Source organism: Ferdinandcohnia sp. GQ5 (genome assembly GCF_059759275.1).
This window is the reverse complement of the sequence record NZ_JCAXEW010000011.1, coordinates 1-25949: the sequence shown is the minus strand read 5'-3', so window position 1 is coordinate 25949 and position 25949 is coordinate 1. Positions and strand designations below refer to the sequence as shown.

The following is a 25949-nucleotide window of genomic DNA, read 5'->3' as shown; positions in this document are numbered from 1 at the left end:
ATAAATATGTCAATTTCATATCAATCGATTTACGAACCATTAACAGAAAGCACTGCGGTGGCATTGGCCATTCGTTTAGGTTTGTTTGAAGAAGGAACATTTTTAAAATGCAGAGAAATTGGGGATGGAAATTTAAATCTAGTTTTCCATATCACCGAAGAAGAAGGAAATGGCATTATTATTAAGCAAGCTTTACCATATGCAAAGGTGGTTGGTGAAAGCTGGCCATTATCTTTAAAGCGAGCAACAATTGAAGCAAATGCATTATTAGCAGCAGCGGATTATGTGCCAACTCTTGTACCAAAGGTTTATTATTCTGATGAGATTCTAGCTATTACTGTGATGGAAGACCTCTCCCACTTGCAAATCTCAAGAGCAGGTCTCATTGAAGGTAAAAACTTCCCGCTTTTATCTGAGCATATTGGAACATTTTTAGCTAAAACATTATTTTACACTTCAGACTTTGGACTAGAGCCATCGAAGAAAAAAATATTGGTTCAAAAATTTATAAATCCTGACCTTTGTAAAATTACGGAGGATCTTGTTTTTACAGATCCATTTTTCGATATCGATACAAATAGTTTCGAAGAGGAATTACAGAATGATGTTGAACAAATTTGGGCTGACCAACCGCTGAAGCTTGAAATTGCAAAGTTAAAGCAGAAGTTCTTAACTCAAGCAGATGCTCTATTACATGGCGATTTACACACAGGAAGTATATTCGCTAGTGAAACTGAGACGAAAGTTATTGATCCTGAATTTGCCTATTTTGGCCCACTCGGTTTTGATATCGGGCAATTTATTGCAAATCTATTATTAAATGCAATTTCAAGAGATTCTGAGTACCGTGAGCCATTATACGAACATATCAAAAGAACATGGGAAGTGTTTTCCTGGACTTTCTCAGACCTTTGGAAAAATGAAGCGGTTGAACTTTATCGTGATACGGAAGGTTATTTGGAATATGTTCTTGAGCAAACTTTTGAAGATGCAATTGGTTTTGCTGGCTGTGAAGTGATACGTCGAACAATCGGCCTTGCACATGTTGCTGACTTAGATGGCATTGAAAGCATTGAACAAAAAATCGCAACTAAACAGCATGCACTACGTTTAGGAAAAGAATTAATAAAAGAACGCAAGTCAATCAAGGAACTTGGAACTCTACGAAACTATGTAGAAAAAACAGCTAAGGAGTGACAACATGACATACACAAAAAAAGTTCCTCAATCTGTTCAGTGGAATGAAACACATATCAAACTATTAGATCAAACAAAGCTTCCGTTGGAAACTGTATTTATCGACCTTTTTTCAATTGAGGATGTTTGGGACAGTATTACCACATTAAAAGTCCGTGGAGCTCCAGCAATAGGAATTACTGCTGCGTTTGGTTTAGCATTGTCTGCTCAAGGCTATGATGTAACATCCATACAAGAATTCAAGGAAAGACTCCAAAAAGATAAAGAATACTTAGGAAGCTCACGCCCTACCGCTGTAAATCTAATTTGGGCATTAAACCGTCTAGTTGCAAGTATCGAAGCTTCAAAGTCAGTGAATGAAGCAAAAACAACACTTGTCCATGAGGCGATTCGAATTCAAGCAGAAGATGAAGGGGTTTGCCGCCAAATTGGTGAATATGCACTTTCTCTATTCAAAGATGGATTCAAGGTGTTGACAATATGTAATGCGGGTTCAATCGCAACAGCACGTTATGGAACTGCACTAGCACCTTTCCATCTTGCTGCACAACAAGGAATTAATCTATCAGTCTATGCATCTGAGACAAGACCAGTATTACAAGGTGCTCGGTTAACAACTTGGGAGCTACTTCAGTCAGGAGTGGATGTAACACTCATTACGGACAATATGGCCGCCCATACAATTTTGGAAAAAGGCATTGATGCGATCATTGTAGGTGCTGATCGAATTACAGCAAATGGGGATACTGCCAATAAAATAGGAACCTTTAATTTGGCGTTATTAGCAAAAACATTCGGTATTCCATTTTATGTCGCGGCACCTCTTTCTACGTTTGACGTGACATTGGAAAGTGGAAAAGAAATTCCGATTGAGGAACGAAATCCAGAAGAAGTGACTCATTTGGGTGGTGTTCGCGTCGCTCCAAAAGAAGTAAAAGTATACAATCCTGCGTTTGATGTTACACCAAATGAACTGATTACAGCCATTATTACGGAAAAAGGAATTTTACAAGGCGAGCTAAGAACGGAAATCCAGCAGGTGTTTGAAAGATAATAGATTATAAGAAAATCCAGTGTGAAGGCACACTGGATTTTTTGATTTGAAAGATCTTTAAAACACGCCTTCCAATTCCAACAATTTTTCTTTTAAATCTGTTCGTGTACCAGAGTATCCCGTCAATGACTTGTCTTTTCCAATTACACGGTGGCATGGAATTACAATCGGAATTGGATTTTTCCTGTTGGCTTGTCCAACCGCACGAACGGCTTTTGGATTATCAATGGCATCCGCAATATCCGCGTAACAGCGAGTTTCACCGTATGGAATATTTAAAAGTTCATTCCACACCTGTTCTTGAAACACTGTACCACGAAATTTAATTGGGAGGCTGAATATCTTTCGTTCCCCGCTAAAATATTCCTCAAGCTGATTTTTAATTTTAACGATAGTAGCATCGTCCGGAGCATTGGAAGCATTGTACTTTTTATTTGCCACTTCCCAGTCCTCTTCAGAGAGTGAGATGTCAACTAATTCCATTCCGTGGACAAGGATATAAATAGTTCCAAATATATCGGTATTCATTTCACTATATTTATACATCGCGCAGAACTCCCTTCTCTACTTTTATTTTACAAAACCCTGAAACATTTTGGAAATCCTATATTTTCTAAATAGAAAGCCAGTGCTTTGATTAGTGCACTGGCCTGTCCGCCTTATAGTTTGAATTTAGTAATCATGGTGTTTAGTCTATTTGCTAAATGAGATAACAGCTCTGAATGGTCAGAAATTGTTTCCATCGTACTCGTGGTCTGTTGAACAGAGGCAGACGTTTGCTCAACTCCAGCTGCTGACTGCTCTGAAACCGCAGCAATATTGTCAATCGATACATTCATTTCCACCGTATTACTTGTAATTGTATCAAGATTTTCAGAAATCGTTTGGATACGCTTAACCATGTCTGTAACGGCATCATAAATATCCTTAAACGTTTGTCCAGTTATTTGAATTTGTTTGGACCCTTCATCTACCTGGCTGTATCCATTTAATAAAACCTGAGCAACTGAATTTGACTCCTTTTGAATGCTATTTACAATTTCAGTAATGTCTTTAACTGAATGAGATACTTGTTCAGCTAATTTCCGGACCTCATCTGCAACAACTGCAAATCCTCTTCCATGTTCTCCTGCTCGTGCTGCTTCAATTGCTGCATTAAGTGCCAACAGATTCGTTTGATCTGCAATATCTCGGATGACCTTAACAAGGGTAGATATTTGTTTTGTTTGTTCGTCTAGTCCTTTTACCTTTTCGACGGAAAATTGCATGATGTTGTTTATTTTATTCATTTGCTCTGTTGAGGCACTCATATATTCATGGCCCTTTTTCGTCATATCCAATACGTTTTGTGACGACTCATTGATTTGGATTCCACTTTGATTTGCTGTCTTAATTTTCTCAGCATAATCATCCATCATTTTAGCTAATTGTGTAGAGGAGTTAGCCTGCTCTTCAGCCCCTGTTGATAACTCTTGGACGGTAGACGCAATTTGCTGGCTCGCTGCTTTCACTTCACTTGACGAGATCATTAATTCGGAACTCTTTGTAGTTACTTGCTCGGAAACCGTTGTAATTTCGCGAATCATCGACCGAAGGCTTTCATTCATTACGTTCAATGACTTGCTGAGCAACCCTATTTCATCATGTCCTTTCACTTGAATGACATCGACATTTAGGTTACCCTCTGCAATTCGATTCGAAATTCCAATCAATTTTTTAAGCTGCTTTCCAATATTTCTACCGATTATCACTAGGCTTAAAATAGCAATTATCGTCGATATGACTATTGAAACAAGTAAAACAATAGCCGTTCCAGTTACATTCGAATTTGCTACTGTAATGGCACGTTCACTTTTTACTTTCATGTTCGCTCTCATCTGATCCAATTGTCTGACAGTATCTTTAATTATTTGTTCAGCTTCCTTACTAGCTTCTATTGAACTAAGCTTATTTGCCGAGACAACCGCTGGAAAAACTTTCTCATCAAATAAAGTGGTGAGCTTTTGCTTATTTTCTCCAACCTTGTTATAATGCTGAAGCTCTATAGTTGTTAGAGAAGGCTTAAGTTCATCAGATAATTTGTCATATCGTTTACTTAAATCTTGAAATGCTGTAACGTGTTTTCCATTACTATCTTGTATGTAAATACTAATCTCGCTTCCTAGCTGGTTGAAAACACTAGCAATTTCAGTAATCATTATGGATTGCTCGCCGCTTTTTTTCACTTCTTTCATTTCATTATTTACTTGATGCAGCTGTACAAAAATGACTAATGCCGATAAACAAAATAAAAGAATGGTAATCGTAAATGCCACTCCATATTTATTACCAATCTTCAAATTATGCCACCATGCTGCTAGTTTTGTTGGTAACTTTCTATGTTCGTTCTTTTCCCGTTTCTCCCTTATTGACCCCTTCAAGAGCCTACCCCCTTGTTTACTTCTTTTCTCTATTTTAGATCTTTCGACAAAATCTCTGTTTCGCTATTCTTTATTATAGTAGAAATTGTCGGACTTTGGAATGAATTCTGAGAATTAAACTAAGGAATATTCACTTGTATTTGGTGCAAGTAGCCTCATGTGGTAGAATATATTAGTTAATCATAGTGTTTTTAAAATAAGGAGTAAAAAAATGAATATTGTTGTAAGTACGTTAAATGCAAAGTATATCCATACAAGTCTGTCGATTCGATATTTAAAGGCTTTTGCAGCACCTGAATTTGATGTTACACTCGCGGAATATACAATTAAGGACCCTGCAATGAACATCGTTACTGACTTGTATCGAAAAAAGCCGGATATTATCGGCTTTAGCTGTTACATTTGGAATATCGAAGAAACGATTAAAGTCATCAAAATGCTAAAAAAAATAAATCCGGAGCTAATCATTATCCTTGGCGGCCCTGAGGTGACTTATGATGTTCATGAATGGCTTGAGCGCATACCCGAGGTTGATTACATTGTCATGGGTGAAGGAGAGGAAACTTTTAAAGATCTACTGACTGCGATTCGTGATAATGAAAGTAAAGATGACATCAGTGGTGTCGCTTTCCGTAAAGAAGATCGTTTGAAAATCAATCCACAACGAAATAAGCTCAATCTTAAAGAATTACCATCACCTTTTCGGTTTGAAGAAGACCTCGAACATTTATCAAAACGAGTGACTTATATTGAGACAAGTCGTGGATGTCCATTTAATTGCCAATTTTGCCTTTCCTCCATTGAAGTTGGTGTCCGCTATTTTGATCGTGAAAAAGTTAAAGATGACATTCGTTTCTTAATGGACCATGGTGCTAAAACCATTAAATTTGTTGACCGCACCTTCAATATTAGCAGAAGCTATGCGATGGAAATGTTTCAGTTTTTAATTGATGAACACCGTCCAGGTACTGTTTTTCAATTTGAAATTACAGCAGACATTATGAGACCTGAAGTCATTGACTTTTTAAATAAGAATGCACCTGCTGGGCTGTTCCGATTTGAAATCGGGGTTCAATCAACAAATGATTTAACAAATGAATTGGTTAAACGCAAGCAAAACTTTACAAAGCTGCAGCGGACTGTAATGATGGTCAAAGAAGGCGGAAAAATCGATCAGCATTTAGATTTGATTGCCGGTCTACCTGAGGAAGATTATCAATCCTTCCGAAAAACATTTAATGATGTGTTTGAAATGCGTCCCGAGGAGCTTCAGCTTGGCTTTTTAAAAATGCTTCGTGGTACAGGAGTACGAATCACTGCAGCACAGCACGATTATATCTATATGGATCACTCACCTTATGAGATTCTAGGAAATAATGTTTTGAGTTTTGAGGATATAACAAGAATTAAGCAGGTAGAGGATGTACTTGAAAAATATTGGAATGACCATCGAATGAACGAGACGGTGGAGTTTTTGGTTACTCATAGTTTTGAGACACCATTTGATTTCTTCCAAGACTTTGGTACGTATTGGGATGAGCGTGGATGGTCTCGAATTGGTCACCAGTTAGAGGATTTATTCAAGCGGCTCTATGAATTTTTACAAGCGACAAACCAATATCAGCTCCCGGTTATAGAAGCTATCATGAAATATGATTATTTAAGAAATCAAAAATACAAGCCACGTAAACCTTGGTGGGAAGACCTTGTAAGTAAGCAAGATCGTGCAAACTTCTATCAGGAGATTGTGGAGGAACCGACTGCTCTAGGTGAGGAATTCAGCAGACTAGAACTTCAAGAAAAAGATTTATACAAGCATACAGTTGTTGAAAAAATACCATTTGACCTTGAGACTTATAAACAAACAGGTGAGATCAAATTACAAGATACGTATTTACTCGTTTATTTTGATCCGATTGAAAGACAAGCAAAAGTGTATTCTCGAAAAGTTTCATAAGAAAGAGTCAGCCTGGCTGACTCTTTTTTCCTTTTTTGAGGACTATTCGCCAGTGCTGTTTCCTTTTTTGGAATTACGATTTGCACCCTTCATTGGATTTTCATAATCTGCTTCTGCTGAAAATTCTGAATCAGGCATACTTTCTTTTGGTGTAAAATTACTCTTTCTTGCTGCATCAAACTTCACTTTACGTTTCATCGTTTTTACCCCCTTTTCATCTGTAGTTTTTACCGTGAATGTCATCTACATAGGTGGTAAAATACACCTCTTTCTAAACCTTACATTTTATAAATTTCTGGTTGTTGCAAACACTATAGAAAATAGATAGGTGAGGTGTATAAGATTGACAAAAGAGAAAAAACAATCAGAAGAGATTGAATCACCAATTTTAGACGAAACGATGCCCCATCAAATTTCAGCTCCATCCTTTAAAGGTACTGGAATCAAAATGGAGGAACCATTTGTTAACGAACATGGAGTGGTCATAGGCGATAGTCTTTATGACTCCCCCCATTCACCATTGAATAATTGGAGCGATGAAGTGGATCCAGAAATTATGGCCGGAGACCAGTGGGTACATCCAACAAACGATATCGGCTGGAATACAACCGAGAATCGTGAATTACTTGAAAGTAAAAAACAACCTAAAGGAGTTCCATTCATGCATCCATCAAAAGACACTAGCTATGGAAACGACTAAATAGAAAAAGCGAACGATATTAAAAAAGAGCACCCGAATTGAACTGACCCAAATAAGTTAGACACATATTTTAAGCAACTTTTAAGACTTGAGTTCGATATTCTACAGGACTCAAGTCTTTTAATTTTGCCTTTATTCGTTTGTGATTGTAATAGTGAATATAATCATCTAATTCCTTTTCAAAATGTTCTATACTGTCAAATTCCTGTAGATAAAGGAGTTCGGACTTTAATAAGCCAAAGAAGTTTTCCATGACCGCATTGTCCAAACAGTTTCCCTTTCGGGACATACTCTGCGTAATTTGGTACTGTTCTAATGTCTTTTGATATTGTCTCATTTGATAATGCCAGCCTTGATCTGAATGAAGAATCACTTGATCTCCTGGTTGAATACTTTCTATTGCTTGGTTTAACATTTCACCCACTAATTTATAAACAGGACGTTTCATGACATTATAAGCAATGATTTCACCATTACACAAATCAAGTACTGGAGAGAGGTAACGCTTTTCACCGAATAGGTGGAATTCCGTCACATCAGTTACCCATTTTTGATTCACTTTCTCTGCCGAAAAATCGCGATTTAGGATGTTAGGAGCAACTTTTCCCACATTTCCTTTATAAGAACGGTACTTTTTCATTCGGACTAAGCATAGTAAGCCCATATCATTCATTAAACCATTGATGGTTTTTTTATCGTGTTTAAACCCTCGTTTCTCTAGTTCTATCGTGATCCGACGGTGTCCATAACGACCCTTATGTTCATGAAATATCTCTTTAATACTTTCTTTAACGTTCGCATACTTATCAGGTTGGTTTAATCTTTTCTCCCAATAATAATACGTACTACGTTTAATGTCAGCGACTTCAACAAGATCCACAACTTCATACTTATGCTTTAGTTCAAAAATTACTTGCGCTTTGATTTTGTTTGTAACTTTTCTTGCATTTGAACTAAAGCATTCAACTTTTTTAAATAGGCGTTCTCCATTTCTAAACGTTCAATTTTCGCTTGTAGTGCTTCAACTGATCCTTCAACTGGTGCTAACTTCTTTGATTCTTTTTCCATAGATGGACGCCCCTTTTTCTTCACTTTAAGGGCATCCAATCCTTTGGTTTCAAGCTTCACTTTCCAAGTAATTATGGTACTGGGAGATGGAATATTGAAAATAGCAGCTGTTTCATATAGAGATGTCCCTTGTTCGTTCATATATTTTAGTACGTCTAGTTTAAACTGAACAGTATAGTTTGTATAGCTTTTTATTAGCCCTTTTCCACCATGATATTGATACTGTAAAACCCATTTTTTTATTGTGCTTTTAGATATTCCAAACATTTTACTAAGATACCCATATCCACCCTCATTATTTAAGTACCTTTGGACAACTTCTAATTTCTTTTCTATTGTAAATTTAGCCATAAAAACACCCCGTAAACGTTAGATTAGAGTGTCTAACATTTACGGGGCAGTTCAAATCGGTGCTCTTTTTTATTATCCAATTATTAGTCTCTCTTTCGGGTAGTGGTAATTTACATCCTTTCCTTTCTTTCCGATAATGAAGATAAAGTTTAAGATACCTACCCGTCCGATAAACATTAATAACATAATCAGTATTTTTCCGAAATTACTTAAATCTGGCGTAACCCCCATTGATAAACCACATGTACCAAAAGCAGATGCTACCTCAAAGAATATTTCCGTAAAAGTAAAGTCCTCAGTAATACTTAATAAAAATACAGAAATAAAGCAAGTAAAAAAAGCAAAAATCGTGACTATAAGTGATTTTCTAATATCGTCTTCATGAATTTCACGTTTGAAGATTTTAATATTCTTGTTTCCCCTTGCAAAGTGATATAAAAACAATATATTTATTGCAAATGTCGTGGTACGAATTCCTCCACCAACAGAGCTGGGCGAAGCTCCAATAAACATCATGGCACCCAGAAACAGTAATGTAGGCTCCGAAAATTGATTTACATCCATTGTTGCAAGACCAGCACTTCTAGTTGTTGTCGATTGAAATAAGGCATAGAAGAAGGTTTCATGCCAGTTCATTCCTTTAAAGAAATGATTAAATTCCAATAGTAGAATCATTATCGTACCAAAAACAACTAAGGATAAAAATGTAACAGTCGTAAGCTTCGTGAAAAGTGAGAATCGATATCTTCCTTGTTTTTGAAAAAGAAAATCCTTGATTTCGACTAAGACTGGGAAACCAATTGCGCCTAAAATGATTAGTATAATTGTAATAAATTGGACGAAATAATCGTTTGCATAAGGCACTAAAGAGGTCCCTGTAATATCAAACCCTGCATTCGTGGTCGCACTAACTGCGGCAAAAATACCCTGAATAAAAGCTTCCTGCCAGGTATCAAAAAACTGCATAAAATAAAGACCTAAAATCATGCTTCCAAACAACTCAATAATAACCATAATAATAATAATTTGTTTAAGAAGATTTACTAAACCTGATAACTGTGATTGATTCTGATCAACCATAATTAATCGTCTTTCACGAAGACCAATTTTCCGACGAAATAATAACCAAATAAAAGTACCCATTGTCATAATTCCAATCCCGCCAACCTGTAAAACGAAAATCAAAATAAAAATACCAGAAACGGTATATGTATCTTTGACTGAAATTACACTTAATCCTGTTACACTTACTGCACTTGCAGCTGTGAACAACGTATCAATGAAGTCGACCTCCACCCCTTCCTTAATAGCAAAAGGAAGACTAAGTAATATAACGGAAATCGTAACAGCCAATAGATAGAATGCAAAAATTAATTGAGCTGGAGAGAGATCGTTGAAATACAAATTTAATTTTTTCCACATTTTTATGTCACCCTAACCTAATTGCGAAATCTATTCCTTTATATTAAAGAATTACTTACCATTTTAAAAGTCTTTTTTGTGTAAACGAACGGTCAACTAAAAAGGCTTTTGTCTTGATACTTTTCCGATATGATGATTAGTATGCATTTCCAGTATTGAAATTAATTATATTCTCATACTAAACATACAACGAATTAAACGTTGTTTATATCTAAAAAGGAGTGAGTTAAATGGCTAGAAGTAGTAATAAATTGCTTGTTCCTGGAATTGAACAGGCTTTAGATCAAATAAAGTTTGAAATAGCCCAAGAATTCGGTGTTAAGCTTGGTTCAGATACAGCATCACGATCAAATGGTTCTGTAGGCGGCGAAATTACAAAACGCCTCGTTTCCCAAGCACAACACCAATTAAGAGGCGGAGAATAATAACTTCATAAAATGGACGAAGCCGAGGCAAATTTGCCTCGGCTTTTAATCGTCATCATCGTCATGCTTTCTGTCTTTGCCACGATTGTTATTTTCTTTTTTATCCCATCTATCTTCTTTATCCCGTTTTTTTTCTTCCTTCTTACGTGGCTTTTTTTCCCAATTTTCTTCTTGTTTTTGCTTCTTCTTTTCCCACTTCTCTTCAATTTTCTCTAATTTTTTTTCTTTTAAGTGGGCTGGCATATTGGAGTTTTCAATATTGTTTTTGACTTTTTCTTTTATCTGTTCTTTTTTCTCTTTTAGTTCTTCCTTAACTTCTTCAGCCTGTTGTTTTTGATTGTTTTTAAATTTGTTTATCTCTTTCTGCTCATATGCCTTTTTCTGTTGATTCTTTTTCTCTTGGCGAACAGGCTGTACTTTCTTTTCTTGTACTGGTTTAGGAACTTTATCTTTTTCAATTAGCAGTTTCCCCGTCGAGATCCCCTTTTCTTGTGCAGCTTTCCTTGTTTCAACCGTACTTGTTATTGAGGTAACTGCAATTTGTTCCTTTTTATATTCTTTTTTTATTTCTTCAATACCTTGCTCAAGTTCACGGTCTATTTTTGTATCATGCGAGTCCGTCACAACTGTGGTAATTAAAACTTGCTTACCGTCCTTGAGATAGCCACTATTTTTACTATGTTCAATGATTTCTTCTGTGATTGAGTCTAACGTGCTATTTTTCCAATCTGGAATGGATTCAAGCAGTTTTTTCGCCTCGTCATTTAAAGCTTCTAAGCTTATGACTTGTAGGTTTTCGTCTAATCCAACTTCAAAGCTTGGATTAATATCGATGGACATGTATGCATACACTTCATTACGCGTTGAAAAAGGAATAAATAAAGATAAAAATAAAATTGCAACTAAAGAACTTACTAACGCATAACGCCATTTCCTTACCTGAAAAAACCGCGGCTTTGAAGCATTCCTTACCCGCACGTCGATTGGAAAACAGGCTATTTCTTCGCCAATTTCATAGCTCTTTTTAGTATGTTTGGCTTTTACGAACTCACCATCAGGGGTTAGCATCGTAACATAATCATCGTTCACATCCATAACGATCCCCTTTTTCAACTCTCGAGCACCCCTTTTAGATAATCTTTTAAATAGACATAGTCGCTAGATAAAATGATTGCCATTGCAATAATGTATTTTCGATTTCTCTCTATCGTTTTACGACTAACTGAAACCTTTGATTCTAGCTGCTTAATTGGAAGGTGTTTCTTTTCAAACAGCGTCTCCATCAGCTCTGCATTTTCTACAACGGCCTTTGATACCATAATAGCATTTTGTCTAGCATCTGCATGTTTTGGCGAAATTTCAAGGAGCTCTTGAAATGACAAACCAAATTCCTGCAATACCTGATGAAAATGGAGAATTTCCTCTTTTCTCTGTTCTTGCTCCACTTTCCTTTGATAATCGTCAACAGATAGATGAGCCTCGAGCTTTGATTGAGCTCCTTCCTCATCTGTTTCACCATTAGAGATAAAATTTATATTGCGTACTCGTGCTTCTTTACGAATGTAGTCAATTACTCGTCGTTTAATGAGAAGTTCACTAAACGATAAAAAGGAGCTCCCTTTTTCCTTCGAGTATTTTTCAATTGCCTCATTAAATGCAATAAGGCCGATACTAAATTCATCGTCTGATTCATTTATATATCGTTTACAAACAGCAGAAACATTTTTCGCAATAAAGGGCTTATAGTCATCAATTAGTTTATTTTGTAGTTGTTGATTTCCATTTTGAATCTCTATAACGGTTTCTTCCAGAGTGCTTTTTCGTTTTCCAATTTTAAATAAAAGGCTAAGCACCTGTTTCACCTCAATTCTCTTTACTATCTGTTAATAGTAGCAAGAGTCTGAAGCGAGATTCAATAACAATTTTTCACATTGGAATGCTCTAGCTGAAAATATTACAAAAGAACTAATACGAAAGACTATTCTTATATAGAAATGGTGACAAGCTCTGTAACATATATTTCTTTTCCGTTACATCCGCTTCTATTTTTGTAATGTTTGACTCATTTAAAGGTTACGTCTTCGGTATTATTTTTGAGGGGGTAAATAATACTTTTTTATCAAATATATTTTTACGAATTATTTTGAGGTTATTATTACCAACATTCCTTCCCCATTTAAAGGAAACAATAGAAAATAAAAGCGCAAGCGCCTTGCTCATCCATAAGGAAAAGCTGGTGGAAAGGATTTTATCCTTTTTGAAAGTTCGCTTTGGGACAATGAAGGGCGAGGCGCTGGAGTTAGACTTAGATCACAAAAAGAAAGTAGGAAAACATATGCATACGATGTGGAAGGGCTCAATTAGCTTTGGTCTTGTCAATATTCCAATAAAGCTTTTCTCAGCAACTGAAGACAAGGATGTCAAGCTTCGAAATCTTCATAAAGAATGCAATACCCCTATTCAATATGAAAAAATCTGCCCGAATTGTGAAAAGGACATTGGAAATGATGACATTGTTAAAGGCTACGAATATGTAAAAGGGAAATTCGTCATTTTAAACGATGAAGAACTGAAAGAACTAAAGGACGAGCACGAGGATAAAAGTGTAGAAATCATTGATTTCGTAAAACTTGAAGAAATTGATCCAATCTATTTTAGCCGTTCTTACTTTATGGGGCCTGGTGAAAATGGAAGCAAAGCCTATGCACTCCTTCGTGAGGCTCTTCAAAAATCAGGTAAAATCGGGATAGCTGAAATTACAATCCGTTCCAAACAACAAATGGCCATTATCCGAGTTTATAAAAACAGCCTAGTAATGGAAACGATTCACTATCCTGACGAAGTTCGGAATGTAGGTGAGGTCCCAGGTGTCCCAGAAAATGTGGATATTAATGAAAAAGAACTTGATACCGCCATCATGCTGATAGACCAATTAACAACAGAATTTAATCCTGATAAGTATAAGGATGAATACCGCACTGCTCTCATGGAGCTGATCGAATCTAAAATTAATAATAATGAAGGAACAACCTCTCAAGAAGCTCCAAGGACAAATGTTGTGGATTTAATGAGTGCCTTGCAGGCTAGTATCGAACGAACAAAATCGAAGGAAACAGCAGCACCCAAAAAGGCAGCAACTACAAAAGGTACAGCAAAGGCAACAGCTGCAAAACCAAAAGCAAAAGCTGAAGCGCCAACAGGAACAGATAAAACAACATCTGTCAAACCAAAAACGAGAACTACCCGTAAAAAAGTCGGTACCTGAAAAGAGCTCCTAATAAGGAGCTCTCCCCTTAATTAAAGGAGTGGTATGATGCTGAAGCCTATGCTTCCAACTCTTATTTTCGAAGCACCTACTGGCGAAAACTGGGTATATGAAATTAAATATGATGGTTTCCGCGCGATGCTACATTGGGAAAAAGATCGAATCCAGCTAATCAGTAGGAACGGAAACCTCTTAAATGAACAGTTTCCAGAGATTATAAAGCAATGTGAAGATCTTTTGGATGAAATGATTCCCTACTTGCCACTCATTTTAGATGGAGAACTATGTATTTTAGAATCTCCTTATAAAGCTAGTTTTGAAAAAATTCAGCAAAGAGGCCGATTAAGGAGCACCGATAAAATTAAACAAGCATCTGCTTCAACACCTGCTCATTATTTGGTGTTTGATGTGTTAGAGTTAAGTGGTCAGAATCTCAAGGCTGAATCACTTCAGGTAAGAAAAGATGAACTTTATGATCTTTTTAGTAAAGCCGATCTCTCTCACATCATTAATCCAAGTAGTGACAAACTCATCCAATTAATTAAATACGAAATAGACCTCGACGCGATTTGGAAGAATGCTACAGAACATATTGCTGAAGGGATTATTGCAAAAAAAATTGATAGCACTTGGGAGGAAGGAAAGCGCACCACTAACTGGTATAAAATAAAAAATTGGCAAGTTGGTGTCTTTTTTATTCTAGGCTACGATAAAAAGAATGCCTTTTTTCATGTCGGGGTTATAAGAAATAAACAAATCTATGAAGCAGGCTTATTTTCACACGGTCTTTCTACTGATGAAAGACAAGCACTCCTTCGTGTTATACAAACAAACTCCACAGAAGAAACAGCTAGTTTTATTAAAGTCGACCCTGGCATCTGTGTTGAACTTTTATATCTAGAGTTGTATAAAGAGCAATTACGACAGCCTAGCTTCTCAAAATTTCGGTTTGATGTGGAATGGCGGGAGTGCACATGGGATAAGCTCATTAAAAATGCCCCACTTCTACCTAAAGAAATTGAGATTACTCATCCTGACAAGCCACTTTGGAAGGATAAATCGATAACAAAACTCGATTATATTCAATATTTGGTTGAAGTTTCACCTTATATGCTTCCTTTTTTAAAAGAGCGTTTATTGACCGTGATTCGTTATCCACATGGGATGTATGGTGAGTCCTTTTATCAAAAAAACTGCCCGGAGTATGCACCTGACTTTATCCAGACCTCTATGTCTGATGGGATTGAATATATTATGTGCAATGATTTAAAAACCCTTTCTTGGTTAGGAAATCAACTAAGTTTCGAGTTTCACATCCCATTTCAAACGATTCATTCAAAAGGACCATCTGAGATTGTGTTTGATTTGGATCCACCGTCGCGCGCGGCTTTTCCACTTGCTAAAAAAGCCGCATCCATACTGAAAGAAGTATTTGATGGACTGAAACTGATATCATTTGTAAAGACTTCGGGAAATAAAGGTTTACAGATTTATATACCTCTTCCGGAAAACAAGTTTACGTATGAGGATACGAGACAATTTACTGAGTTTATCGCCAATTATTTAATAACCATGGAACCTGACCTGTTTACGATTGAAAGATTGAAAAAAAATCGGGGAGACCGCATGTACGTAGATTACGTACAGCATGCTGAGGGTAAAACCATTGTAGCACCCTACTCTGTTCGCGGGAATGAGGGAGCCTATGTTGCCACCCCACTATATTGGGACGAAATAACGGATGATTTGTCAATTGAAGATTTTCCGTTGGAAACAATCATTAATAGAATTAACGAAAAAGGCTGCCCCTTTACGCATTATTTTGATGCGAAAGAGAAACAGCCATTTGAACCTGTGCTGAAGTTTTTGAGACAAAGCTAGGAGCGTGGGTCATTGGTTGGAATTGAGGAAAGTGAGTTTTGGGCTTGATGTATTTAGAGTACATGTGGGTTACTTGGTGATGAAGAACACTTCGGCTCTAATTTTGGCTTGAAATGTTCTTCATCAGGATTATGAAGTACACTTGTACTCTGATTTTGGCTTGAGATGTTCTTCATCGGGATTATGAAGTACACTTGTACTCTGATTTTGGCTTGAAATGTTCTTCATCGGGATTATGAAGTACATTTTCGCTCTAATTTTCGCTCGTAATGTTCTTCATCGGGATTATGAAGTACACTTGTACTCTGATTTTGGCTTGAAATGTTCTTCATCGGGATTATGAAGTACATTTGTGCTCTAATTTTCGCTCGTAATGTTCTTCATCGGGCTTATGAAGTACATTTGTGCTCTAATTTTCGCTCCTAATGTTCTTCATCGGGCTTATGAAGTACATTTTCGCTCTGAATTTGGCTTAAAATGTACTTCACCAAGCTTATTTAACGTTTGTTTTTCCTTAATTATCCAAAACCCCTATCTTAAATACCACTTTTGCAATGACAATTCCCAGAACTATCCAATAGTCTTGTCATATCAACCATTTATCTGATCACCTTTTCCAACATTGCCCAAAAATCCATTCATATCTACCATTATGCTGCTACTTTTTCCAATATCCCCCAATACCCTTGCCATATCAAGCACTTATCCCATCAGCTTTTCCAACATTACCCAAAACTCCATTCATACCTACTATTTATGCTGCTACTCTTTCCAATATCACCCAATACTCTTACCATATCAAGCACTTATGCTATGACTTTTTCCACCATTACCCAATAACACTGCCATATCTAAGACTTATCCAACCGCCTTTTCCACCATTACCCTATACCCCTACCATATCTAACACTTATCCAACCACCTTTTCCAGAGATTACCCAAACCCCACACCTTATCTACCATTGTTTGATCCCATCACTCAAAAGCCACCAAAAAACCCTTCGATATCAACTATAGCTCCCTGCACCATTTCCAATATTCCCAACAACTATCCTTATTCCGCTCTAGCTCTCCTCCTCGTCTCCTTATCAAACAAGCTATACACAATTGGAATGATAAACAAAGTTAACAAGGTACTGCTAATCAAACCACCAATGACGGTAATTCCCATCGGTTGGTTAATTTCGGAGCCTTCACCGATACCGAATGCTAGAGGCAATAGCCCTAAAATGGTTGTGCTGGCCGTCATCATCACTGGTCGTGTTCGATCTTTAACCGCGACAACGATTGCTTCATGAGAAGCCATACCGTCCTCTTTCTTCTTATTAATATAATCAACAATCACAATTGCATTGTTTACCACAATTCCCGCTAGCACGATAATTCCGATGATAGCTGTGATTCCGATTGGAGTGTTTGTGAGACTAAGGCCAATTGCAACCCCGATGACCATTAACGGAACCGTAAACATAATAACAAACGGATATTTTAATGATTCAAACTGTGCTGCCATTACGATATAAATCAATGTTAGTGCAAGCACAAAGGCAAGACCCAATTGATCAATTGAGGATTCTAACAGTTCTTTATCACCACTGTAGACGATGTCTGTTTCATCAGAAAGTTTAAGGTCTGCTACTACTTCATCCACCTTTTTCGAAATTGCACCAAGATTTGTTGTCGTTACGTATTTGACTGTAAATTGTACGGCATTCTGCTGGTCAATTCTTCGTAAAGTTTGCGGCCCCTCGCCTATTTCAATTTCTGCCACTTCGTTTAAAGGCACAAAAGTTGTTGCTTGAGTTTTAATAAGCAGGTTCCCTAGACCCTCGATATTGTTTGTAAAGTCTCGATCATAGCCTACAGTAACCGGATAAATTTGATTGTCTTCATCAGTTAGCTGCAACGCTCTTGTTCCTCTTGTAACATCGTTTACAGTTGTTGCGATTTGTACAGGCATAAGCCCTTCCTCAAACGCTTTTTCTTGATCAATCGTAATTTGAAGCTCCTCAATTGTTTTTGAAACATCTGTAGAAACCTCTGTAACATCTTTCAAATCAACCAGCGCTTCTGAAAGCCTTTGAACAGCCTCATTCAGCCTGTTTTTATCTGTATCTTTTACGTGAAACTGCAAAGTGTTTGGAGTTGAACCCGATGAGGATTGTAAATTAAATCTTACTTTTGCCTCTGGATGAAGTTCGAGAACTGTAGACTCAATTTTCGATTTCGTCTCGTCAACAAACTCAAATGTTGAGCGCTCACGTTCCTCGAAACCAACCATTTTCACATAAATTTCTGCTTCATTTGAACTTCCTCCACCCCTGAAACTATTCTCTTGATTAGAGCCTATCAGGCTTACAAATACATCTACGTCAGCCTCTTTTTCTAATTTATCTTCAATTACTCCCACTATTTTTTGTGTTTCATCTAGTGGCGTTCCATTTTCAAGTTTTAAATTGATTGTAAAGAATCCTTCATCACTTTTTGGAATGAATTCCGTTCCGACTCTAAACAACACGAATATACTGGCCGCAAAGAACACAATCGTGAGCAAAAGGACCATGAGGCGATGTCGAAGTGACCATCTCGTGGCATTTTCTAAGAATCGCATGCCCCATGAAGACTGGCGCTTATTCTCAAGATTTCCTTTCGGTTTCCTTAAAAATCGACTGGCTAGCATTGGAACAACTGTTAGTGCCACAACAAGGGATGCGAATAAACTAAACGCGATCGTAACAGCAAATTCAGTAAACAATTCCCCGATAAGACCGGTAATAAACACAACTGGCAAAAAGACCGCTACCGTAGTTAAAGTAGATGCTATAATCGCCGTTCCAATTTCCTTTGTTCCATCTGCAGCAGCTTGTTTTGGTTCTTTCCCCATTGATAAATGACGATAAATATTTTCGATGACGACGATTGAATTATCAACAAGCATCCCAATACCAAGTGCTAGTCCACCTAACGTAAGTATATTTAACGAGAAATCCGAAAAATACATGAGCACAAAGGTAACAATGACGGAATAGGGAATAGCAATTCCGATAATGAGTGGACTCTTAACACTTCTAAGGAAGAAAAAGAGTACAATCATCGCAAACAGTCCGCCTAATAGCAATGTACTTGTAATATTTCCAATGGCGATTTTGACATAATCCCCTTGATCAAACAGTACTTCAGCTTGAACATTTTTATATTTGTCCTGAGAGAGCTTCTTTTCTAGTTCTGTTTGGAAGGCTTTTGATACTTGCGCTGTATTTGCGTCTGATTCTTGGAGGACGCTGACTAACATCGCAGGTTCCTTATTTGCTCGAGTGATGGTTTTCTTTAATTCGGGCACAATTTTAACTTCAGCAAGGTCACCTAGAACTACTTTTTCACCAAGTAGTGGGTCAATTGTTATCGAAAGCTCCTCTAAGTCCTGGACCGACCCCAATGTACTAATTACTCTTGTAGTAAGTTCTCTGCCTTCAGATTCAATTGTATTTCCAGGTAATGAGACGGAATTTGCACGGAGAATGTTTACAATATCAGCCTGGGTCAAGGCGTATTCTTCTAATTGGTCTTGATTAAGTTCGACTTTTATTTCTTTTGTAACAATACCTGACAGATTAACGTTCGCAACACCTTCAACTTTATTGAGTTCAGTTGTTAGACTTTCTGCAAGCTCTTGGAGACCCTTTTCATCCCCTTCCATGCTAAGGGACAATTGAATAATCGGAAACTGAGATGGATCAAATTTTAGAAACCGAGGCGCCTCTGCATCATCGGTAATTTGTGTTTGATTAATCCGACTTAAAATGTCATTTTCTATATCATCAATCGATGTTGTCCATGAGAACTGTAATAAGATTAGTGATGCACCCTCCTGAGAAGTGGAGGACATTGTTTTTAAGCCGGGCAATGTTGATAAACTTTGTTCAAGAGGTTTTGTCACTTTTTCAGAAACTTCATTAGGACTAGCGCCAAAATAATTTGCAACAACTACACCTACAGGTGGATTGATTTCTGGGATTAATTTAAGCGGGATATTCATTAAGGAAACGAATCCTAGAATTATCACTAAAAACATTGTCACCAACGTAAATATTGGTCGTTTTATTGAAAAGTTGCTTATGTTCATAAAAAAAGTACCTCATTTCGCAAAAAGTACAGTATCATTGACATTATACCCATTAAATAGAAAAAAACTGTACACCCTCTAGAGAATGTACAGTTTCTTTTTAACTTATCCTTACATGATTGACTCTTATTCTTTTAAGTCTTCGATTGAGTCAATATCCATGTATGCTGGTACAACTAAGCCGATTTTTGTGCCTTCAAGGTTTGAACCTAAATCTTCAAACTGACCATCATACTTTTCTACATAATCAGCATGAGTTACAGGTAACCATCCAGCAACGTGTGCATCAACAGAACCATCAGCTACACCAGTCCACATTGGGCCGGCTTCTACTTGGCTCATTTTTACTTTATATCCTAAATCTGTTAAAACCTTACCTACAATATTGGTACTTGCGATTTCACTATCCCATGCAACGTAGGCTAATTTTACTTCTTCGCCATTTCCTTCCTCTACACCATCAGTCCACTCTGCAACTTTATCTGGATTTTCTTCAATCCAATTCGCAGCGGCCTCTTCCGGTTTTGTTCCTTCATTAATATCTACCATTACACTTCCCATATCATCTGATGTCCAATTGAATTGGTCCAAGAACTTATAAACACCTGGCATGTCTTCTTCTAAACCATTTCGTGCAATAGTATGGATGTTTTCTTCCCCACCATATACTCCCTTAGGATCTTCAAGATATTTAAGATCGAAAGCTGAGAATTTCCAGTGAGGTGTCCAACCAGTGATGATAATTGGTTCTTCTTTATCATAGGCCTTCTTAAGTGCTGCTGTCATAGCTGCACCAGAACCTTCAACTACAGTCCAATCCTCAAGACCATATTCTTCAATTGCTGAAGCAGTTGCCTTCATGATTCCTGCCCCTGGATCAATTCCAACAATCTCATAATCTACACTTTCTCCTACAGATGCTGAAGATGTAGATGTAGTTCCTGCCTCATCAGAATTGCCACCACATGCAGCTAATCCTAGAGTAAATCCAATTGCTAATGATGCTTTGACTACTTTTTTTAACATTAAGCAGTTCCCCCTTGTTTAGTTTTTCCTATATTTTGAGTAATCCGATCTAAGATGATTGCAACAATAACAATCGCTAGACCAGCTTCAAAACCAGTTCCTGTTTGCAGTTGTGTAACAGCTCGGTATACATCTGCTCCTAACCCTGGTGCTCCTACCATGGAGGCAATTACCACCATAGATAATGCAAGCATGATGCTTTGGTTAATACCGGCCATAATTGTAGGCATAGCCAATGGAATTTGAACTTTTACTAATCTTTGTTTTGTTGTAGATCCAAAGGCTTCAGTTGCCTCTATTAAATCTTGTGGCACTTGGGTAATTCCAAGTATCGTTAATCGAATTGTTGGTGGCATTGCAAATATAACTGACGCCACAACACCAGGTACAACTCCGATATTAAAGAAAAAGATTGCCGGTAATAAATAAACAAATGCAGGCATTGTTTGCATGAAGTCTAGAATTGGAATCACGATACTTCCCACAGTTTTACTTTGTGAGGCCCATATTCCTAGCGGTATTCCAAGAATAACCGATATTCCCACAGAGGTTAGCACAAGTGCAATTGTTTCAAGCATATTGCCCCAGTAACCAAGGTTATCGATTAAAAATAAACCAATCAATGTAAAAAGTGCAATTTTCCAATTACAAATTTTCCAGGCCACAGCACCCAAGATAAGTGTTAGTAGAATAGAAGGAATAAATCCTAATCCTGCTACAATCCCTTCTACAAATCCTTCAAGTCCTACTGCAATTCCTTCAAATAAAAATTCGAAATTTGAGACTAACCAGTCTACAAATGTATCGATCCAATCCGCTATTGGCAGCTTTGGTAATAAACCTTCCATTATAAAGCCTCCCTTTCATCACTTGGAGGGAGTTGTTCAGCCCCAAAGTCATTTATATATGTGTCATTACCAGCAAGTGCACCGATCACGGCACCTCGTATGACAATTCCCTTAAGTCGATTTTGTTCATCAACTACAGCTACTGGAATAGTAGCTTGTGAAACATCATCGAATAAATCAACAAGTAATGTACTTGTATCAACCGTTTTAAGATTTGTTTCCATGACTTCAGCTAATGGTAATTTTTGCTCGACCGCTTTCGAAGCTTCTACAGCACTCACCGCACCAACAAGTCTATTCTGCTTGTCAACAACATAGACAGTCGATAAACCATTATCTTTCATGATTTTAAGAGCAAGTCTGGCTCCTTTATCAACCTGAACGGTTTCCGCTCGTTTGACGATATGGCCTGCAGTCAGTACCTTTGATAAATCAACATCCTCTACAAATCTTTCTACATACTCATTAGATGGATTCATTAGTATTTCTTCAGGGGTTCCGATTTGTACGATGTTTCCGTCCTTCATTAAAGCGATACGGTCACCGATTCGTAACGCTTCGTCGAGATCATGTGTAATAAAGACGATCGTTTTTTCCATAGAGCCTTGTAACTCAATCAATTCATCCTGCATATCCTTACGAATTAATGGATCTAGAGCACTAAATGCTTCGTCCATTAATAATATATCCGGGTCATTTGCGAGCGCTCTTGCAAGCCCAACTCGCTGCTGCATCCCACCACTAAGTTGGTCAGGATATTGATTTTCATAGCCTTCAAGACCGACTAATTTAAGAGCCTCGAACGCCTTTTGTGAACGTTCATGCTTTGCTACACCTTGAATTTCTAGTCCGTATTCCGTATTCTGAAGAACCGTTTTATGTGGGAATAATGCGAAGCGTTGAAACACCATGCTCATTTTTTTCCTACGTACTTCTCGAATTTCTTCTTTATTCATGGATACGACGTCTTTTCCATCAATAAAAATTTGACCAGAAGTTGGTTCTATTAATCTATTTAAAAGTCGAACTAAGGTAGATTTCCCACTTCCGGATAACCCCATAATGACAAAGATTTCTCCGGGATATACCTCAAAGCTTGCTTGATTTACACCAACGGTTGATCCAGTGCTTTTTAAAATTTCTTGCTTTGTTTTTCCTTCTTTTAAAAGTTGAATAGCTTTTTTAGACGATCGTCCAAAAATTTTCGTTACACTAGAAACCTTTATTTTTGCTTGTTTCTCACTTTCCATTCTGTCACCTCAATTTTTTCTTGCTGAAAACTTGCCTAATACAAACTACCCTTTATGATTTTCAAACAAACTACTGTATCCTATGTAGAAAGCAATAGTCACATTGACCTTTTAATTGTAGTAATGATTTCCAAAATACTCAAAGTTGATATAACGTGATATGCAACCGTAAAGTTTGTAAAGTAAAAACTGTACATACTTTACATCTTAAATGCATAGAATTCCTTCAGTATCCTCCATAATCCTTCCAGCACCTCCCCTTTACATTCATTGTACAAATGAGTAGTCTATATATATCAAACCTTTGATGTAGGATGTGAATCTATTTGCAAGGCATAGACAAGCTAGAAAAAGCCCGAGAACGTGTGATTGATGCGATTGCTCAAAATATGAATTTATATGGAGTAACACCTTCAGTTGGAAGACTTTGGGGTCTCATGTATTTTCATGATGAGCCGATGACGCTGGATGATATGAAACAAGAATTAGGCATGAGTAAAACAAGTATGAGTACTTCCGTTCGTAACTTGGTGGAATTAAAAATGGTTGATAAGGTATGGAAGAAAGGGATTCGAAAAGACCTTTATGAGGTTGAAGAAGACTGGTATCAAACTTTTATTGACTTTTTTACGATAAAATGGAGGAGTGGCATTTCTATGAATGTAAGTGCCATTCAGAAATCATTAGCTGATCTTAAGGAACTCATAGAGGACGAACAAATTAGCGAAGAGGTTAAAGTAGAAGCAGAAAATGATATTGCAAAGTTAAACAATGCGTTAGAATATTATTTTTGGCTTAACCGGTTAGTAGATAGCTTTGAATCACATGAAATCTTTACATTTGTTCCAAAAGAGTAACGTTTATGAACGTTGCTCTTTTTATGTTAAAAACAGATTACGATTCGTCTGTATCCCTCATCAATTTAATACGATTTCATACGTTACTATATGGGGGTGAGAAAATGCCATTATGGGGCTGGATGTTAGTCTTCTTTGGAGGGTTACTCTTTGTTGGTTTTGTAGTAGACCTTATTTCCAAAAAGAAACGTTCTACCGACTCCCGCAGCATTCAAAATCAAATCGATGAAGTAAAAAATAACCAAACAGATTATCATAATTTTCTATAGAATCAAAGAAAGCAGCCCTCAATCAGGCTGCTTTCTACATTATACCTGTACTTCGTGTGAATCTGGATAGTCATTGTCCACCCATGCAACTCCTTCATTTAATTGATAACCAGCAATTGTCACAAGCCCAAGCACGAATAGTAGCATTAGTTTTTTCATTTTACGATCATCTCCTTTATTGATTTATATGACTATGTTTTTTCAAAGATGAGATTACCTTTGAAAAATAATAGCTTGCTAGCTTATATTTATGATTTTCTTGATAGATTTTTCCAAGTTCCTCTGCATAATAGGCTACGTAAAGGTGATGTTCAATGCCTTCAAAATATGGCAATGCATCCTTTTCAATAAATCTCATCAAGTTATCAGACTTATTCAACAAATAATCATAATAGATAAAATGAATCTTGAATTCAGGATACCCCTGGTGATTCTCAACTATGGTAAACCCTTCCTCAAGCCATTTTTTGCATCCTTCATGGTCTCCTATTTTATAATTTTCTTCAATTAAACCGTGAATCGACCGTAAACGCCCAATTACCATGTGTTCTTCTTTATGTTCAAGGCTATTTACAAATTGCTTAATGGCTTTATTGGATTCACCTAATTTTGAATAGAGGACACCTTGATTATGATAAATTAAACCTAGTAATGACGGGTCTTTTATCCCTTCTGCTACCTTTGTTGCAAGCAAGTAATTCTCTTCAGCCATTTCGAATTCGTTTATTTTTTCATAACAAATTCCCAATAATATTTGACACTCAGCACTCCTTTTTAAATCGTAAAGAGATTGATAGATTGCCAATGCCTTCTGTATATACACGATACTTAAGGCTAATTTCCCCATCCGGTTATTATTTAGACCTTTATAATAATATAAATCAGCCGTTTCCCAGCTCTCAAAGTGTACACTGCTCGTTAAAATCTCCTCTGCTACCTTAAAGTGATCCATTGCAACGGAAAACTGGCTTTTCAAATAATAAAACTGACCAACAAATTTTTCGTAGAAGTAATTCATTCGAATTTCAAAAATATCTTTATATAATTCAATTTTCTTGATATGTTGTTCAGCTTTTTCTAATTGGTTTGTAAATATTAGATACCTTAGTTCAAAAAGAACAAAGAAAATGGCAACCCGTGAATCATTTGTATTCTTACATTCATAAGCATCATAAAATGAAACCGCCTGCTCCCTTTTTCGAGAAACCATTAGGTGGTACCAATCATAAAGCTCCTTTAGCTGGGCATATTCTTCACTTTCAATTAGCTTGATTCCTAATCGATCACATAATAATTCAAGTACCTCTATGCTTGCAGAGGTTTGGTTATTTTCAATTTTTGAAAGATAAGAAATTGAGATAATCTCATGTGCCAATTCTTCTTGTGTCATATTGTTTTGAATTCTAAAGAAACGTATTCTGCTTCCTATCTCCATCTTTCATACCCTCTCATTGACTGGTTATAGAGGCAATTCAAAAAGCCATCAAATGAAAAACTTTGAATCCTGTCATCATCTGGTCTCTCCGTTCTTCACGTATTTAAAGTGTACGCTCCGTACCTATAGCGTGAGTTCCTAGACCTTTTCGTTTCTGATTTGTTGACTGTCTAAACTCTTATAATAACTTTTTCTAGAAAATTGGTAAAAACCCTCTTTTAATAAATAGGGCAAAAGACTCATTTTTCAGAGCAACACGATGGAAGTCACACTGACTTTTGCCATATTGAGTGTCTTTCTTTTCTTTTTTTATTCATTAAAACCTATGCTCTGTTCTGATTAATATGTAAAGACATGTTCAAATACACAAAAAGTACTATAAAAAAAACGGTCCCAGATAG

Annotated in this window: 21 protein-coding genes; 9 read left to right on the top strand and 12 right to left on the bottom strand. The window is 36.8% G+C overall.

Annotated features, from left to right (window positions below):
- Positions 1-6 precede the first annotated feature (6 nt).
- Positions 7-1197, top strand: coding sequence for an S-methyl-5-thioribose kinase (gene mtnK / locus AC6CHV_RS14405; protein ID WP_341332236.1), 1191 nt, complete (start codon positions 7-9; stop codon positions 1195-1197).
- Positions 1198-1201: 4 nt separating this feature from the next.
- The gene (gene mtnA / locus AC6CHV_RS14400) at positions 1202-2251 is read left to right on the top strand and encodes an S-methyl-5-thioribose-1-phosphate isomerase (protein WP_341332237.1); all 1050 of its coding nucleotides are present in this window, start codon (positions 1202-1204) and stop codon (positions 2249-2251) included.
- 57 nt (positions 2252-2308) lie between these two features.
- Here mtnA and AC6CHV_RS14395 read toward each other — a convergent pair whose 3' ends face one another.
- Together AC6CHV_RS14395 and AC6CHV_RS14390 are read right to left on the bottom strand one after the other, a co-directional pair.
- Complete coding sequence (locus tag AC6CHV_RS14395) at positions 2309-2797, bottom strand: methylated-DNA--[protein]-cysteine S-methyltransferase (RefSeq protein WP_341332238.1); 489 nt, start codon at positions 2795-2797, stop codon at positions 2309-2311.
- A gap of 113 nt (positions 2798-2910) precedes the next feature.
- Positions 2911-4671, bottom strand: coding sequence for a methyl-accepting chemotaxis protein (locus AC6CHV_RS14390; RefSeq protein ID WP_498079094.1), 1761 nt, complete (start codon positions 4669-4671; stop codon positions 2911-2913).
- Between the two features lie 211 nt (positions 4672-4882).
- Between AC6CHV_RS14390 and AC6CHV_RS14385 the strand changes: the two genes are divergently transcribed.
- Positions 4883-6628, top strand: a complete 1746-nt coding sequence (locus AC6CHV_RS14385; protein ID WP_498079093.1) for a DUF4080 domain-containing protein — start codon at positions 4883-4885, stop codon at positions 6626-6628.
- A gap of 42 nt (positions 6629-6670) precedes the next feature.
- On the opposite strand, the gene ykzP is transcribed toward AC6CHV_RS14385, so the two are convergent.
- On the bottom strand, positions 6671-6826 hold the full coding sequence (gene ykzP, locus AC6CHV_RS14380) for a protein YkzP (protein WP_498079092.1): 156 nt from the start codon (positions 6824-6826) through the stop codon (positions 6671-6673).
- A gap of 145 nt (positions 6827-6971) precedes the next feature.
- On the opposite strand from ykzP, the gene AC6CHV_RS14375 reads away from it, so the two are divergent.
- Positions 6972-7328, top strand: a complete 357-nt coding sequence (locus AC6CHV_RS14375; RefSeq protein WP_121445313.1) for a DUF3905 domain-containing protein — start codon at positions 6972-6974, stop codon at positions 7326-7328.
- 70 nt (positions 7329-7398) lie between these two features.
- Here AC6CHV_RS14375 and AC6CHV_RS14370 read toward each other — a convergent pair.
- Together AC6CHV_RS14370 and AC6CHV_RS14365 are read right to left on the bottom strand one after the other, a co-directional pair.
- A protein-coding gene (locus AC6CHV_RS14370) for an IS3 family transposase (RefSeq protein WP_498079091.1) occupies positions 7399-8747 on the bottom strand; the annotation gives its coding sequence in 2 pieces (ribosomal slippage) (positions 7399-8303 and positions 8303-8747; 1350 coding nt in all).
- 72 nt (positions 8748-8819) lie between these two features.
- Complete coding sequence (locus AC6CHV_RS14365) at positions 8820-10169, bottom strand: TrkH family potassium uptake protein (protein ID WP_341332242.1); 1350 nt, start codon at positions 10167-10169, stop codon at positions 8820-8822.
- A gap of 230 nt (positions 10170-10399) precedes the next feature.
- On the opposite strand from AC6CHV_RS14365, the gene AC6CHV_RS14360 reads away from it, so the two are divergent.
- Complete coding sequence (locus AC6CHV_RS14360) at positions 10400-10594, top strand: alpha/beta-type small acid-soluble spore protein (protein ID WP_099354122.1); 195 nt, start codon at positions 10400-10402, stop codon at positions 10592-10594.
- A 45-nt stretch (positions 10595-10639) separates the two neighbouring features.
- On the opposite strand, the gene AC6CHV_RS14355 is transcribed toward AC6CHV_RS14360, so the two are convergent.
- Both AC6CHV_RS14355 and sigI read right to left on the bottom strand, forming a co-directional pair.
- Positions 10640-11707, bottom strand: a complete 1068-nt coding sequence (locus AC6CHV_RS14355) for an anti-sigma-I factor RsgI family protein (RefSeq protein WP_498079090.1) — start codon at positions 11705-11707, stop codon at positions 10640-10642.
- Positions 11704-12456, bottom strand: coding sequence for an RNA polymerase sigma factor SigI (gene sigI, locus AC6CHV_RS14350; RefSeq protein WP_341332244.1), 753 nt, complete (start codon positions 12454-12456; stop codon positions 11704-11706). Before sigI ends, AC6CHV_RS14355 begins: the two co-directional genes overlap by 4 nt.
- Before the next feature lie 473 nt (positions 12457-12929).
- On the opposite strand from sigI, the gene ku reads away from it, so the two are divergent.
- Positions 12930-13859 (top strand): non-homologous end joining protein Ku, encoded by a 930-nt coding sequence (gene ku / locus AC6CHV_RS14345; protein WP_341332245.1) that lies wholly within the window; start codon positions 12930-12932, stop codon positions 13857-13859.
- A gap of 48 nt (positions 13860-13907) precedes the next feature.
- Complete coding sequence (locus AC6CHV_RS14340) at positions 13908-15740, top strand: DNA ligase D (RefSeq protein ID WP_498079089.1); 1833 nt, start codon at positions 13908-13910, stop codon at positions 15738-15740.
- Between the two features lie 1054 nt (positions 15741-16794).
- On the opposite strand, the gene AC6CHV_RS14335 is transcribed toward AC6CHV_RS14340, so the two are convergent.
- The 4 genes from AC6CHV_RS14335 to proV form a co-directional block, all read right to left on the bottom strand.
- Positions 16795-19863, bottom strand: a complete 3069-nt coding sequence (locus AC6CHV_RS14335; protein ID WP_498079088.1) for an efflux RND transporter permease subunit — start codon at positions 19861-19863, stop codon at positions 16795-16797.
- Positions 19864-19989: 126 nt separating this feature from the next.
- On the bottom strand, positions 19990-20889 hold the full coding sequence (locus AC6CHV_RS14330) for a glycine betaine ABC transporter substrate-binding protein (RefSeq protein ID WP_440272663.1): 900 nt from the start codon (positions 20887-20889) through the stop codon (positions 19990-19992).
- Complete coding sequence (locus AC6CHV_RS14325; protein WP_341332271.1) at positions 20889-21737, bottom strand: ABC transporter permease; 849 nt, start codon at positions 21735-21737, stop codon at positions 20889-20891. The genes AC6CHV_RS14330 and AC6CHV_RS14325 overlap by 1 nt, the downstream gene beginning before the upstream one ends.
- Positions 21737-22987, bottom strand: coding sequence for a glycine betaine/L-proline ABC transporter ATP-binding protein ProV (gene proV, locus AC6CHV_RS14320; protein ID WP_341332272.1), 1251 nt, complete (start codon positions 22985-22987; stop codon positions 21737-21739). Before proV ends, AC6CHV_RS14325 begins: the two co-directional genes overlap by 1 nt.
- 326 nt (positions 22988-23313) lie before the next feature.
- Here proV and cudC point away from each other — a divergent pair, with 326 nt between their 5' ends.
- Complete coding sequence (gene cudC / locus AC6CHV_RS14315) at positions 23314-23844, top strand: choline uptake/conversion transcriptional regulator CudC (protein ID WP_341332273.1); 531 nt, start codon at positions 23314-23316, stop codon at positions 23842-23844.
- A 5-nt stretch (positions 23845-23849) separates the two neighbouring features.
- Entirely contained in the window at positions 23850-24113 is a 264-nt protein-coding gene (locus AC6CHV_RS14310) for a hypothetical protein (RefSeq protein WP_341332274.1), read from the top strand.
- A 175-nt stretch (positions 24114-24288) separates the two neighbouring features.
- Here AC6CHV_RS14310 and AC6CHV_RS14305 read toward each other — a convergent pair whose 3' ends face one another.
- Positions 24289-25548: a tetratricopeptide repeat protein gene (locus AC6CHV_RS14305; protein WP_341332275.1), complete on the bottom strand. Its 1260-nt coding sequence runs from the start codon at positions 25546-25548 to the stop codon at positions 24289-24291.
- Between the last annotated feature and the right edge of the window lie 401 nt (positions 25549-25949).